The 13,549-nt window shown below is 60.6% G+C and carries 12 protein-coding genes; 7 read left to right on the forward strand and 5 right to left on the reverse strand.

Going from position 1 to position 13,549, the window contains the following annotated elements:
- Positions 1-171 precede the first annotated feature (171 nt).
- From PSH97_RS27000 to ppx, 5 genes are all read left to right on the forward strand, one after another.
- The gene (locus PSH97_RS27000) at positions 172-957 is read left to right on the forward strand and encodes a transporter substrate-binding domain-containing protein (RefSeq protein ID WP_305447359.1); all 786 of its coding nucleotides are present in this window, start codon (positions 172-174) and stop codon (positions 955-957) included.
- 22 nt (positions 958-979) lie between these two features.
- Complete coding sequence (locus PSH97_RS27005; protein ID WP_305447360.1) at positions 980-1,651, forward strand: amino acid ABC transporter permease; 672 nt, start codon at positions 980-982, stop codon at positions 1,649-1,651.
- Positions 1,648-2,298 (forward strand): amino acid ABC transporter permease, encoded by a 651-nt coding sequence (locus PSH97_RS27010; RefSeq protein ID WP_007899375.1) that lies wholly within the window; start codon positions 1,648-1,650, stop codon positions 2,296-2,298. The genes PSH97_RS27005 and PSH97_RS27010 overlap by 4 nt, the downstream gene beginning before the upstream one ends.
- A complete protein-coding gene (locus PSH97_RS27015; protein WP_223490520.1) occupies positions 2,285-3,022 on the forward strand; it encodes an amino acid ABC transporter ATP-binding protein in 738 nt (245 codons plus the stop codon). Before PSH97_RS27010 ends, PSH97_RS27015 begins: the two co-directional genes overlap by 14 nt.
- Positions 3,023-3,258: 236 nt before the next feature.
- Positions 3,259-4,761, forward strand: a complete 1,503-nt coding sequence (gene ppx / locus PSH97_RS27020) for an exopolyphosphatase (protein ID WP_305447361.1) — start codon at positions 3,259-3,261, stop codon at positions 4,759-4,761.
- A 98-nt stretch (positions 4,762-4,859) separates the two neighbouring features.
- Here ppx and ppk1 read toward each other — a convergent pair whose 3' ends face one another.
- Together ppk1 and hemB are read right to left on the reverse strand one after the other, a co-directional pair.
- Positions 4,860-7,082 (reverse strand): polyphosphate kinase 1, encoded by a 2,223-nt coding sequence (ppk1, locus tag PSH97_RS27025; RefSeq protein ID WP_305447362.1) that lies wholly within the window; start codon positions 7,080-7,082, stop codon positions 4,860-4,862.
- An 18-nt stretch (positions 7,083-7,100) separates the two neighbouring features.
- Entirely contained in the window at positions 7,101-8,114 is a 1,014-nt protein-coding gene (gene hemB / locus PSH97_RS27030; protein WP_305447363.1) for a porphobilinogen synthase, read from the reverse strand.
- A gap of 201 nt (positions 8,115-8,315) precedes the next feature.
- Here hemB and PSH97_RS27035 point away from each other — a divergent pair, with 201 nt between their 5' ends.
- Positions 8,316-8,948: a DedA family protein gene (locus PSH97_RS27035; protein ID WP_008076083.1), complete on the forward strand. Its 633-nt coding sequence runs from the start codon at positions 8,316-8,318 to the stop codon at positions 8,946-8,948.
- On the opposite strand, the gene PSH97_RS27040 is transcribed toward PSH97_RS27035, so the two are convergent.
- Positions 8,929-10,164, reverse strand: coding sequence for a sterol desaturase family protein (locus tag PSH97_RS27040; RefSeq protein ID WP_305447364.1), 1,236 nt, complete (start codon positions 10,162-10,164; stop codon positions 8,929-8,931). The two genes, PSH97_RS27035 and PSH97_RS27040, sit on opposite strands and share 20 nt — an antisense overlap.
- A gap of 114 nt (positions 10,165-10,278) precedes the next feature.
- Between PSH97_RS27040 and elbB the strand changes: the two genes are divergently transcribed.
- Positions 10,279-10,947, forward strand: coding sequence for an isoprenoid biosynthesis glyoxalase ElbB (gene elbB, locus PSH97_RS27045; RefSeq protein ID WP_305447365.1), 669 nt, complete (start codon positions 10,279-10,281; stop codon positions 10,945-10,947).
- Between the two features lie 54 nt (positions 10,948-11,001).
- Here the strand turns inward: elbB and PSH97_RS27050 are convergent, their stop codons facing one another.
- Together PSH97_RS27050 and PSH97_RS27055 are read right to left on the reverse strand one after the other, a co-directional pair.
- Positions 11,002-11,454: a YaiI/YqxD family protein gene (locus PSH97_RS27050; RefSeq protein WP_305424581.1), complete on the reverse strand. Its 453-nt coding sequence runs from the start codon at positions 11,452-11,454 to the stop codon at positions 11,002-11,004.
- A gap of 105 nt (positions 11,455-11,559) precedes the next feature.
- Entirely contained in the window at positions 11,560-13,458 is a 1,899-nt protein-coding gene (locus PSH97_RS27055) for an FTR1 family protein (RefSeq protein ID WP_305447366.1), read from the reverse strand.
- Positions 13,459-13,549 lie beyond the last annotated feature (91 nt).

Here is a 13,549-nt window from a genome sequence, read left to right on the forward strand (position 1 = left end):
GAATTTTCACGGGTGCGCCATCAGGGTGCGAAATGGCTCCTGACTGTTCAGACCAGTAAGACCGAGCGACGCCAGCAAAACCGTGGCCTGCGCCCCCCGAAACCGAATCTTGGCATGGCCCGTGCTCTGTCGATCCGCAGAAATCACTTCCCGCCGATCCGGAGATTTGCCATGACCATGCGTTACAGCTCCCTCCTCGCAGCCCTGTTTGCCAGCCTGATGCTGAGCCAGGCACCCGCCCACGCCGACGGTCTGGAGGATGTGGTCAAACGCGGCACCCTCAAAGTCGCCGTGCCCCAGGACTTCCCGCCCTTCGGTTCGGTCGGCCCGGACATGAAACCTCGGGGCCTCGATATCGATACCGCCAAACTGCTGGCCGACCAACTCAAGGTCAAACTCGAACTGACCCCGGTCAACAGCACCAACCGCATTCCGTTCCTGACCACCGGCAAAGTCGACCTGGTGATTTCCAGCCTTGGCAAGAACCCTGAGCGCGAAAAAGTCATCGACTTCTCCCGTGCCTACGCCCCCTTCTACCTTGCCGTGTTCGGCCCGCCAGACGCCGCCATCAAGGGCCTGGACGATCTCAAGGGCAAAACCATCAGCGTCACCCGCGGTGCTATCGAAGACATCGAGCTGACCAAAGTTGCCCCCGAAGGCGCGACCATCAAACGCTTCGAAGACAACAACTCGACCATCGCCGCCTACCTCGCCGGCCAGGTCGACCTGATCGCCAGCGGCAACGTGGTAATGGTGGCGATCAGCGAGAAAAACCCGAAACGCGTGCCGGCGCTGAAGGTGAAACTCAAGGATTCACCGGTTTACGTTGGCGTGAACAAGAACGAGCCAGCGCTGCTGGGCAAGGTCAACGACATCCTCACCACGGCCAAGGCTGACGGTGCGCTGGAAAAGAATTCGCAAACCTGGCTGAAAGAGCCGCTGCCGGCCGATCTCTGATCGATCGCGCGGGAGACGATTTATGGCTTATCAGTTCGATTTCTTGCCGGTGGTGGAAAACACCGACCTGCTGCTGCGTGGTGCGCTGTTCACCCTTGAGCTGACGGCCATCGGTGCGTTACTCGGGGTGGGTGTAGGCATCGTCGGGGCGCTGGTGCGGGCGTGGAATATCCGCCCGTTCGCCGGCATTTTCGGGGTTTACGTCGAGTTGATCCGCAACACGCCCTTCCTGGTGCAGTTGTTTTTCATTTTCTTCGGTTTGCCGTCGCTGGGCCTGCAGATTTCCGAATGGCAGGCGGCGGTGCTGGCGATGGTGATCAACCTTGGTGCCTATTCGACCGAGATCATCCGCGCCGGCATTCAGGCGATCCCCCGCGGGCAGCTGGAAGCCGCGGCCGCCCTGGCGATGAGCCGTTTCGAAGCCTTCCGCCACGTGGTTCTGCTGCCGGCGCTGGGCAAGGTCTGGCCGGCCCTGAGCAGCCAGATCATCATCGTGATGCTCGGCTCGGCGGTCTGCTCGCAGATCGCCACCGAAGAGTTGAGCTTCGCCGCCAACTTCATTCAATCGCGCAACTTCCGCGCCTTTGAAACCTATGCCCTGACCACACTGATCTACCTGTGCATGGCGCTGTTGATCCGCCAATTGCTGAACTGGATCGGCCGGCGCTACATAGCAAGGAGCAGCAGCCAATGAGCGATTTCACCTTCTGGGACATCCTGCGCAACCTGCTCACGGGCCTGCAATGGACCTTGGCATTGTCGTTGGTGGCGTTTATCGGCGGCGGGCTGATCGGTTTGCTGATCATGGTAATGCGGATTTCAAAAAAATCCCTGCCCAGCCACTTCGCCCGTACCTACATCGAACTGTTCCAGGGCACGCCGCTGTTGATGCAGCTGTTTCTGGTGTTCTTCGGTGTGGCGTTGGCCGGTGTGGAGATTTCACCGTGGATGGCGGCGGCGATTGCCCTGACGCTGTTCACCAGCGCCTACTTGGCGGAGATCTGGCGCGGTTGCGTCGATTCGATCCCCAACGGCCAGTGGGAAGCGTCGTCGAGCCTGGCGCTCAATCCGCTGGAGCAATTGCGCTACGTGATCCTGCCGCAAGCCCTGCGCATCGCCGTGGCGCCGACCGTGGGCTTCTCGGTGCAAGTGGTCAAAGGCACCGCCGTCACCTCGATCATTGGCTTTACCGAACTGACCAAGACCGGCGGCATGCTCGCCAATGCGACCTTCGAACCGTTCATGGTCTACGGCCTCGTGGCCCTCGGTTACTTCCTGCTCTGCTACCCCTTGTCCCTCAGTGCGCGCTACCTGGAAAGGAGACTGCATGCCTCTGCTTAGAATTTCCGCCCTGCATAAATATTACGGCGACCACCATGTGCTCAAAGGCATCGACCTGAGTGTCGACGAAGGCCAGGTGGTGGCGATCATCGGCCGCAGCGGCTCGGGGAAATCCACCTTGTTGCGCACCCTCAATGGTCTGGAATCGATCAATGATGGCGTGATCGAAGTCGACGGCGAATACCTCGACGCCGCCCGCGCCGACCTGCGCAGCTTGCGGCAGAAAGTCGGGATGGTGTTCCAGCAGTTCAATCTGTTCCCGCACCTGACCGTGGGCGAAAACGTCATGCTCGCGCCGCAAGTGGTGCAGAAAGTGCCGAAAGCCAAAGCCGCCGAACTGGCGCGGCAGATGCTGGAACGGGTCGGGCTGGGGGAAAAGTTCGATGCGTTCCCGGATCGACTGTCTGGCGGCCAGCAACAGCGGGTGGCGATTGCTCGCGCGTTGGCCATGTCACCGAAAGTGCTGCTGTGCGACGAGATCACCTCGGCGCTGGACCCGGAACTGGTCAACGAAGTGCTGAGCGTGGTCCGGCAACTGGCCAAGGAAGGCATGACGCTGATCATGGTCACCCATGAAATGCGTTTTGCCCGGGAGGTTGGGGACAAATTGGTCTTCATGCACCACGGCAAGGTGCATGAGGTGGGGGATCCGAAGATTCTGTTTGCCAACCCGCAGACGGCGGAGCTGGCGAATTTCATCGGAACGGTGGAAGCGGCAGGCTGAAGGATAATTTAGTGCCTTTGAGGCCGCCTTCGCGGGCAAGCCCGCTCCCACAGGGCTCTCTGTTGGAACGCGATCATGTGTTCGACGCAAAAACCTGTGGGAGCGGGCTTGCCCGCGATTGACCGCACAGCGGTCACCTGCATGACTGCGCTGGATCAAGGCTTTGAACACTGCGCGTTGGCGGCAGCGTTTGATCGTGGCAGGATGTCGGGGTTATCGACCGAGACCCCCTGACCATGCCGCTATCCCAAGCCAAGAATCTGTCCCTGATCGCCGCAATCGACCTGGGCTCCAACAGCTTTCACATGGTCGTGGCCAAGGCCCAGAACGGCGAAATCCGGATTCTCGAGCGTCTCGGGGAGAAGGTTCAGCTGGCCGCCGGCATCGACGAAGAGCGCCAACTCAGCGAAGAATCCATGCAACGCGGGCTCGATTGCCTGAAGCGTTTCGCCCAACTGATCAGCGGTATGCCGCCCGGCACGGTGCGGATCGTCGGCACCAACGCCCTGCGCGAAGCCCGTAACCGCGCCGAATTCATCCATCGCGCCGAAGAAATCCTCGGTCATCCGGTAGAAGTCATCTCCGGCCGTGAAGAAGCGCGCCTGATTTACCTCGGCGTCTCCCACACCCTCGCCGACACCCCGGGCAAGCGCCTGGTGGCTGACATCGGCGGCGGCAGTACTGAATTCATCATCGGCCAGCGTTTCGAGCCGTTGCTGCGCGAAAGCCTGCAAATGGGCTGCGTCAGCTTCACCCAGCGCTATTTCAAGGATGGCAAGATCACCCCGGCCCGCTACGCCCAGGCGTACACCGCGGCGCGGCTGGAGATCATGAGCATCGAACACGCCCTGCACCGCCTGACCTGGGATGAAGCCATCGGCTCCTCGGGCACCATTCGCGCCATTGGCCTGGCGCTGAAGGCCGGCGGGCATGGCACTGGCGAAGTGAATGCCGAAGGCCTGGCCTGGCTCAAGCGCAAACTGTTCAAACTCGGCGATATCGAGAAAATCGACTTCGAAGGCATCAAGCCCGATCGCCGGGCAATCTTCCCCGCCGGCCTGGCGATTCTCGAAGCGATCTTCGATGCCCTCGAATTGCAACGCATGGATCACTGTGAAGGCGCGTTGCGCGAAGGCGTGCTCTATGACCTGCTGGGCCGTCATCATCACGAAGACGTCCGTGAGCGTACGCTCAGCTCGCTGATGGAGCGTTACCACGTCGACCTGGAACAAGCCGTACGAGTTGAGCGCAAGGCACTGCACGCCTTCGATCAAGTGGCTGAAGACTGGGACCTGAATGACGGCGTCTGGCGCGAATTGCTGAGCTGGGCAGCCAAGGTCCATGAGGTGGGCCTGGACATCGCCCACTATCAGTACCACAAGCACGGCGCCTACCTGATCGAGCACTCGGACCTGGCCGGATTCTCCCGCGAAGACCAGCAAATGCTCGCGCTGCTGGTACGAGGCCACCGACGCAATATTCCCAAGGACAAGTTCGCCGACTTCGGCGACGACGGCATCAAACTGATTCGCCTGTGCGTGCTGCTGCGCTTTGCGATTCTGTTCCATCACATCCGCGGCACCCAGGAAATGCCACAAGTCGTGCTGCACGCCAATGGCGACAGCCTGGATGTGTTGTTCCCGGAACACTGGCTGGACGACAACCAGTTGACTCAAGCCGACTTCGCCCTCGAAGCGGAATGGCTGACCCGCGTCAGCTTCGTGCTCAACGTCCGCTAAGCCCTGTGGCGAGGGAGCAAGCCCCCTCGCCACAATGTCTAGTCCTGAAATAGGGCGATCCACATGGATCGCCCTTTTTTGTATCAACCGAACCTACGTTAACGAACGGCCAGAATCGGGCTACCCAAACGCTCAAGCAAAGTTGCCTGGGCACTGCGCGGGTTTTGGTTGCCGGTTGGCGTATTGCGCACGTAGCGACCGTCCGCCTGCAGGCTCCAGCTGTGGGTGTTGTCGGTGAGATAGAGCTCCAGCTCTTTCTTGACCCGCATGATCAGCTTCTTGCCTTCGACCGGGAAGCAAGTCTCGACGCGCTTGTCGAGGTTGCGCTCCATCCAGTCGGCGCTGGACAGGAACATCTGCTCTTCACCGCCGTTGAGGAAGTAGAAGACCCGGGTGTGCTCCAGGAAGCGACCGATGATCGAGCGCACGTGGATGTTGTGCGAAACCCCGGCGATGCCCGGCCGCAGGCAGCACATGCCGCGCACCACCAGATCGATACGTACCCCGGACTGACTGGCCTTGTACAACGCACGGATAACCTTCGGATCAGTCAGCGAGTTGAACTTGGCGATGATGTGTGCCGGTTTGCCGTCCAGAGCGAACTGCGTCTCCCGGGCAATCATGTCGAGCATGCCCTTCTTCAACGTGAACGGCGCATGCAGCAGTTTCTTCATGCGCAGGGTTTTACCCATGCCGATCAACTGGCTGAACAGTTTGCCGACGTCTTCGCACAAGGCATCGTCGGAGGTCAGCAGGCTGTAGTCGGTGTACAGACGGGCGTTGGCCGCGTGGTAGTTGCCGGTACCCAAGTGGGCGTAGCGGACAATCTCGCCAGCCTCGCGGCGCAAAATCAGCATCATCTTGGCGTGGGTCTTGAAGCCGACCACGCCGTAAATCACTACCGCACCGGCCGCTTGCAGACGGCTGGCCAGTTGCAAGTTGGATTCTTCGTCGAACCGCGCACGCAATTCGATCACCGCCGTCACTTCCTTGCCGTTACGCGCAGCGTCCACCAGCGCATCGACAATCTCGGAGTTGGCGCCGCTGCGATACAACGTCTGACGAACCGCCAGTACATGCGGATCCTTGGCCGCCTGGCGCAGCAAGTCGACCACCGGGGTGAACGATTCGAACGGGTGCAGCAGCAGGATGTCCTGCTTGCTGATCACGCTGAAAATGTTCTCGCTGTTTTGCAGCAGTTTCGGGATCTGCGGGGTAAACGGGGTGTATTGCAGCTCCGGATGACTGTCCAGGCCGGTGATGCTGAACAGCCGGGTCAGGTTGACCGGGCCGTTGACCTGATACAGCTCGGTCTCGTGCAGGTTGAACTGCTTGAGCAGGTAATCGGACAGGTGTTTTGGGCAAGTGTCGGCTACTTCCAGCCGCACCGCGTCACCGTAGCGACGGGAGAACAACTCGCCGCGCAGGGCGCGGGCCAGGTCTTCTACGTCTTCGGTATCGACCGCGAGGTCGGCGTTTCGGGTCAGGCGGAACTGGTAGCAACCCTTGACCTTCATGCCCTGAAACAGGTCATCGGCATGGGCGTGGATCATCGACGACAGGAACACGTAGTTGTCGCCGGGCCCACCGACTTCTTCCGGCACCTTGATGATTCGCGGCAGCAGACGCGGCGCCGGAATGATCGCCAGACCGGAGTCGCGACCGAAGGCGTCGATGCCTTCGAGCTCGACGATGAAGTTCAGGCTCTTGTTCACCAGCAACGGAAACGGGTGCGTCGGGTCGAGGCCGATCGGGGTGATGATCGGCGCAATCTCGTCGCGGAAATAACGACGAACCCAGGTCTTGAGCTTGGTGGTCCAGTAGCGGCGACGGATGAAGCGGACCTGATGTTTTTCCAGTTCCGGCAACAGAATGTCGTTGAGGATCGCGTATTGGCGATCGACATGACCGTGCACCAGTTCGCTGATGCGAGCCAACGCCTGGTGCGGTTGCAAGCCATCGGCGCCAGCCTGTTCACGGGCGAAGGTGATCTGCTTCTTCAGGCCGGCTACACGAATCTCGAAGAATTCGTCCAGGTTGCTCGAGAAGATCAGCAGAAACTTCAGCCGCTCCAGCAATGGGTAGGACTCATCCAGCGCCTGTTCCAGCACGCGGATGTTGAACTGCAGTTGCGAGAGCTCACGATGGATGTACAGGCTGCTGTCATCCAGCCCGGGAATGGCAATCGCTGGTGCCGCCACAACGGGCTCGGCCACTACCGCGGGTGGAGCAGGCTCCAGTTCCGGCGGGGTTTCGGCGATTTGCTCCACCACAGGTTGAGCATCTTTTACGGCAACTTCAGTGAGTCCTTCGGTATTCATCGAATGTTCCTGGGAGGGCTATTTCTGCTCTCGTAACAATTGAGCAGCGCGGACGGCAAAGTAAGTCAGGATGCCATCAGCGCCTGCACGTTTAAAAGCGGTCAGGGATTCGAGGATAACCCCTTCGCTCAACCAGCCATTCTGGATCGCTGCCATGTGCATGGCGTATTCGCCGCTGACCTGATAGACAAAGGTCGGCACTTTGAATTCTTCTTTGACCCGGTAAAGGATATCCAGATACGGCATGCCTGGCTTGACCATGACCATGTCCGCGCCTTCTGACAAGTCCGCCGACACTTCGTGCAGGGCTTCGTTGCTGTTGGCCGGGTCCATCTGATAGGAGGCCTTGTTGGCCTTGCCCAGGTTCAGCGCCGAGCCCACCGCATCGCGGAACGGGCCGTAATAGGCGCTGGCGTATTTGGCCGAGTAAGCCATGATCCGCACGTTGACGTGATCGGCCAGCTCCAGCGCCTCGCGGATCGCCTGGATGCGACCGTCCATCATGTCTGACGGGGCCACCACCTGAGCGCCGGCTTCGGCGTGGGACAGGGCCTGTTTAACCAGTGCGTCGACGGTAATGTCGTTCTGCACGTAGCCTTCTTCGTCGAGGATGCCGTCCTGACCGTGGGTGGTGAACGGGTCCAGGGCGACGTCGGTGATCACACCCAACTCCGGGAACCGGTCACGCAGGGCTCGGGTGGCGCGCTGGGCGATGCCGTTCGGGTTCCACGCTTCGGCGGCGTCCAGGGATTTGAGCTCTGGTGGTGTCACCGGGAACAATGCCAGCGCCGGAATCCCCAGCTCGACCCACTTGGCCGCTTCTTCCAGCAACAAATCGATGGTCAGGCGTTCGACGCCCGGCATCGAGGCCACCGCTTCGCGACGGTTTTCACCGTCCAGCACGAACACCGGCAGGATCAGATCATCCACGGTCAGTACGTTTTCACGGACCAGTCGACGCGAGAAATCATCACGACGGTTGCGACGCAGGCGAGTTGCAGGAAACAAACGGTTGGCGGGGGTAAAGCTCACGGCAGACTCCTGAGCCCGCGCTGGCGGGCGAGCGTGACAGTTATAAGCGGCCATTATGACGAACGTATTACAGTTATGTGCACCCCTATAGCCGCATTCCATTGTCCTTGTAGGAAATGTTCACGTCGAGACACATTTGGACACTTTCATGAATGTGCACGAAGCGTTAGGCTGCGCGTTCATTTCGCCAGCACCCAGACAATGCTCCAACAATTTCTTCAGGAATTCGGCTACTTCGCCCTCTTTCTCGGCACGTTCTTCGAAGGCGAAACCATCCTGGTGCTCGCGGGCTTCCTTGCGTTCCGTGGATACATGGACATCAAGGTGGTAATGCTCGTGGCATTCCTCGGCAGTTATGCCGGCGATCAGCTGTGGTACTTCCTGGGACGCAAGCACGGGCGCAAATTGCTGGCGCGCAAACCGCGCTGGCAACTGATGGGTGATCGGGCGCTGGAACATATCCGCAAGCACCCGGACATCTGGGTGCTGAGCTTCCGCTTTGTCTACGGGTTGCGCACCGTGATGCCGGTGGCGATCGGTCTGTCGGGCTATCCGCCGGGACGTTATTTGCTGCTCAACGGAATTGGCGCAGCCATCTGGGCCGCCGCGCTGGCTTCCGCTGCCTATCACTTCGGCGCGGTGCTCGAAGGCATGCTCGGCAGCGTCAAGAAGTACGAGCTATGGGTGCTGGGCGCCCTGCTGGTACTGGGCTTTTGCCTGTGGCTGCGGCGGCGCTTCAAGAATGCCCGTCTGGCGAAGAAGATCTACGCCGACGAGCAAGCGCTGAAAGCCGAACAGGCCAAGTCCAGCGAACCTACGACGCCCATCGAGTGAAGCGGTTTCTACAACAGTAGAGACCGATTCCGCTGAGCAGGCTGTAACTGAGCAGCCCCACCCAGCTCACCGCGCTGACCGGCCATAACCCGACCATTGGTGCCAGCCACACCAGCGGCAGGTTCGATGCCAGCCGCAATAGCTCCAGTTTCAGTGCCTGCGGGCGATTCTCCAGGGCCACGCCCAACACAAACAGCCCCCATGCCACAGCCCCCCAGCCCAACACCAGGGCTGAAGTCGGCAGGCTCAGCTCCAGGTTCATCAAGTAACTGCCTAAGGCGATGTAGACGCAAAATTGCAGTGCCACATACCACTGCTGGCGCCCGTCCAGCGGCACCTCGAATTTGCGGAACTGGCTCAGGTCCGGTTTGTTCATCGGGTATTTGGCCGCGACATCCGCCGGCCGCCAACCGGTGCGCATGAACCAGATCCGCAGCTTGTCCCACCAGCGTTCGGCGCGCCGGGCGTCATCCCACAGCTGCGCATAGAACTGCACGTTCGCCCATAAGGGATTCCAGCTCGCCAGCGGTGTGGTCACGCCGAAAATCACCGGTTCGTTGTCGTCCTCTTCCTGGAACGAGCCAAACAGGCGGTCCCAAATAATGAACACCCCGCCGTAGTTGCGATCCATGTAGAGAGCGTTCTGTGCATGGTGAGCCCGATGATTGGACGGTGTGACGAAGAACCATTCGAGCCAGCCGAGCTTGGGGATGTGCCGGGTATGCACCCAGAACTGGTACAGCAGATTCAGCGCCGCAACGCTGACGAACACCAGCAGCGGCACGCCGAGCACGGCCATGGGCAGGTAGAAAATCCAGCTCAACAGAAACCCGGTGCTGGTCTGGCGCAAGGCCGTGGAGAGGTTGTAGTCCTCGCTCTGGTGATGCACCGAGTGGGCGGCCCAGAGGATGTTGCGCTCGTGGCCCATGCGATGCAGCCAGTAATAGCAGAAGTCGTAGAAGACGAAAGCAAACACCCAGACCCAGACGCTGTCGGCCGACAGCTCAATCACGGCCAGATGCTTCAGGGCGAAGGCATAAGTCACCAGGCCGACGCCTTTGGTCAACAGGCCTGTGGTAGTCGACAGCACACCGGTACTGACGCTGTTGATCGCGTCTGCCACGCGGTAATTGCTCACCCCGCGCCAACGGTCGGCCAGCAACTCGACCGCAATCAGCACAAAGAAAAACGGCACCGCATACAGAATGAAGTCCATGACGCGCCCTGATCAGAATCGTTCAGCAGAGATTAGGTGTAGCCGCGTATCAACCCTATGGCAACGAGTGACAAATTAGTGGACATTTAACGCCATGAATCTGGAGAAACGCCCATGAGCAAAAAAATTGCAGTGATCCTTTCCGGTTGCGGCGTGTACGACGGCGCCGAGATCCACGAAAGCGTGATCACCCTGCTGCGGCTGGACCAGCGCGGTGCCCAGGTGCAGTGTTTCGCACCCAATATCGCGCAATTGCATGTGATCAACCACCTGACCGGCGAAGAAATGCCCGAGTCGCGCAACGTGCTGGTGGAATCGGCGCGGATCGCCCGGGGCAACATCAAGGATATCCGTGAAGCCAGCGTCGAAGACTTCGATGCGCTGATCGTTCCTGGCGGATTCGGGTCGGCCAAGAACCTGTCGAACTTTGCCGTCGAAGGCGCCGGTTGCAGCATTCAACCTGACGTCCTGGCGCTGACCGAAGCATTCGCCGAGGCCGGCAAGCCGGTGGGGCTGATCTGCATCTCGCCGGCCCTGGCGGCCAAGATCTACGGCCCGGGTGTGACCTGCACCATCGGCAACGATGCCGATACCGCCGCCGCGATGAGCAAAATGGGCGCCACCCATGCCGATTGCGCAGTGACCGACATCGTCGAAGACAAGGCGCGCAAGCTAGTGAGCACTCCGGCGTACATGCTGGCGCAATCGATCAGCGAGGCTGCTTCCGGCATCAACAAACTGGTCGATCGCGTACTGGAACTGACCCACGAAAACGACGAGTAACGCGAACCTTTGCAGGAGCCTTGATCGTTCCCAAGCTCCGCGTGGGAACGATCATTACCTACGCGATAAGCGCGTAAGAATCCGGTCCAGCGCATTGGCGAACGCTTGCTTCTCGCGATCGCCAAACGGTGCTGGCCCACCGCTCATCTGCCCCTGCTCGCGCAGATCGGTGAACAGGTTACGCACCGCCAGTCGATCGCCCATGTTCTGCGCATCGAACTCCTTACCTCGTGGATCCAGCGCCGCAACGCCCTTCTTCACCAACCGATCCGCCAGTGGCACATCGCTGCAAATTACCAGCTCACCCGGCACCGCGTGTTCCACCAGGTAATCATCGGCGGCATCCGGGCCGCTGGGCACCACGATCAGCTTCACCAGGGCGAGGCCCGGTTTGATCTGCGGCTGCCCGGCCACCAGCACCACTTCGAACTGGCGCTTGAGGGCGAACTTCACCACCAGATCCTTGGCTGCCCGAGGGCAAGCGTCGGCATCGATCCACACGCGCATTGGGTTTCCTCTGTTGAAAAGCATCGCGGGCAAGCCCGCTCCCACAAGGTTAGCGCTGAACCTGTGGGAGCGGGCTTGCCCGCGATTATGAGCGCAGCGAATGCTTCAGGAAACCTGCACCCGCCGCTTCTCGGCCATCCGGCTACGGCTGTACAGCACGATGATCGCAATGATCGCCACGGCCTGCGCACTCAGCGAATAGGCATCAGCGTGGATCCCCAGCCAGTCGAAGTCAAAGAACGGCACCGGCCGCGTGCCGAAGATCCCGGCTTCCTGCAACGCCTTCACGCCATGGCCGGCAAACACCACCGACAACGCGCACAGCAGCCCGGCATTGATGCCAAAGAACAACGCCAGCGGCAGTTTTGCCGAGCCGCGCAGAATCACCCAAGCCAGACCGATCAGTAATACCAGCGCCGTCACCCCGCCCGCCATTACGGCGTTGTGCCCTGCCGCCCCGGCCTGCAACCACAGGGTTTCGTAAAACAGGATCACTTCGAACAGTTCGCGATACACCGAGAAGAACGCCAGGATCGCAAAGCCGAAACGCCCGCCACCGCTCACCAGGCTGCTCTTGATGTAATCCTGCCAGGCCGCTGCGTGGCGACGGTCGTGCATCCACACCCCGAGCCAGAGCACCATGACACTGGCAAACAACGCCGTCGCACCTTCCAGCAGTTCACGCTGGGCACCGCTGACGTCGATCACATACGCCGCCACCGCCCAGGTCGCCAGCCCGGCCAGCAGTGCCAGGCCCCAGCCGATATTGACGCTGCGCACCGCCGATTGCTGACCGGTATTGCGCAGGAACGCGAGGATCGCCGCGAGCACCAGAATCGCTTCCAGACCTTCTCGCAACAGAATCAACAGACCGGAAATGTAGCTCAGCGACCAGCTCAAGCCATCACTGCCGAGCAGGCCAGCGGACTCTTTCAATTTGGCTTTGGCCGCCTCCAGACGCTGCTCGGCCTGGGCCACCGGCAAGCCATCCTGCAACGACTGGCGGTAAGCCATCAGGGACTTCTCAGTGTCTTTGCGCACATTGGCGTCGACGTTGTCCAGAGAGCTTTCGACCAGCTCGAAGCCTTCCAGGTACGCCGCCACCGACAGGTCGTAAGCCTGATCGTGATCGCCGGCGCGGTAGGCTGCGATGCTCTTGTCCAAGGTGGCCGCCGTGTAATCCAGCAATTGCCCCGGGCCACGCTTGACCTGCGGCGGTTGCGCTCGTTGCGCACGGAAGGTCGCGGCCGCTTGCGGCCCCTCGGCGGCCTGCACTTCGGCCGGCGTCTGACGTGCCAGGTCGGCGATGTTGTAGGTTTTCCCGGATTTTGCCGCGGCCGGGTCGGCGCTGAAGCTGGCGATGTAGGTCGCCAGGTCCCAACGTTGACGATCATCCAGTTGATCGGCGAAGGCCGGCATGTCGGTGCCTTCGACGCCCATGCCCAGCGTGTTATAGATCGCGTAGAGGCTCAGACGGTCCAGGCGCACGGCATCGCGCAGATTGGCCGGCGGTGGCGTCATGCCGACGCCTGCCGGGCCATCACCAGCGCCCGCATCGCCATGGCATACCGAGCATTGCTGGGCATACAGCGGCGCGCCGCGAGTCGGGTCCGGAGTGATGACCGGGGCCTGGCTGACCTCATAGGTCACCGCCAGTTTCGCCCCCAGCTGCCGCGCCTGACGGGCGACATCCGCGCCGTCCTTGCGAGCGGCGATTGCAGCGCCAAGGTTGCTGACGCCCTGCTCCAGCTCTGCGCGTTCGGGTTTGGCCGGCAAGTCGGCGATCAAACCTTGCAGCACCTTCAGGAATTCCTGCTGTTCGCGGTATTCAGACTCATCGATGATTTTGCCCGCCTCGACCGTCGCCGGGTAATCGGCGCCGATGTAATCGAGCAAATGCAGGGCCTTGGGCGCACCTTCCGCGGTTTCGGCCAGCGCATTGAAGCTGCAAAACGCGATCACCGGCAGCACGAGCCACGCCAGAAAACGAGAGGAGGCAATCATGAATAAATCTCAAATGGAAATACGAAGTAACACATTGTTCACTCCCAATGAGTTTCACTCAAGCTTTGTTGGTATTTCCAGGGCGAAACGC

Origin of the sequence: Pseudomonas cucumis (genome assembly GCF_030687935.1) — a bacterium.
GTDB classification, from domain to species: domain Bacteria; phylum Pseudomonadota; class Gammaproteobacteria; order Pseudomonadales; family Pseudomonadaceae; genus Aquipseudomonas; species Aquipseudomonas cucumis.

Bases quoted from the DNA above. Each gene is read 5' to 3' on its own strand.
- PSH97_RS27000 (WP_305447359.1), top strand. From the start codon at position 172: ATGACCATGCGTTACAGCTCCCTCCTCGCAGCCCTGTTTGCCAGCCTG.
- PSH97_RS27005 (WP_305447360.1), top strand. From the start codon at position 980: ATGGCTTATCAGTTCGATTTCTTGCCGGTGGTGGAAAACACCGACCTG.
- PSH97_RS27010 (WP_007899375.1), top strand. From the start codon at position 1,648: ATGAGCGATTTCACCTTCTGGGACATCCTGCGCAACCTGCTCACGGGC.
- PSH97_RS27015 (WP_223490520.1), top strand. From the start codon at position 2,285: ATGCCTCTGCTTAGAATTTCCGCCCTGCATAAATATTACGGCGACCAC.
- ppx (WP_305447361.1), top strand. From the start codon at position 3,259: ATGCCGCTATCCCAAGCCAAGAATCTGTCCCTGATCGCCGCAATCGAC.
- ppk1 (WP_305447362.1), bottom strand. From the start codon at position 7,082: ATGAATACCGAAGGACTCACTGAAGTTGCCGTAAAAGATGCTCAACCT.
- PSH97_RS27035 (WP_008076083.1), top strand. From the start codon at position 8,316: ATGCTCCAACAATTTCTTCAGGAATTCGGCTACTTCGCCCTCTTTCTC.
- PSH97_RS27040 (WP_305447364.1), bottom strand. From the start codon at position 10,164: ATGGACTTCATTCTGTATGCGGTGCCGTTTTTCTTTGTGCTGATTGCG.
- elbB (WP_305447365.1), top strand. From the start codon at position 10,279: ATGAGCAAAAAAATTGCAGTGATCCTTTCCGGTTGCGGCGTGTACGAC.
- PSH97_RS27050 (WP_305424581.1), bottom strand. From the start codon at position 11,454: ATGCGCGTGTGGATCGATGCCGACGCTTGCCCTCGGGCAGCCAAGGAT.
- PSH97_RS27055 (WP_305447366.1), bottom strand. From the start codon at position 13,458: ATGATTGCCTCCTCTCGTTTTCTGGCGTGGCTCGTGCTGCCGGTGATC.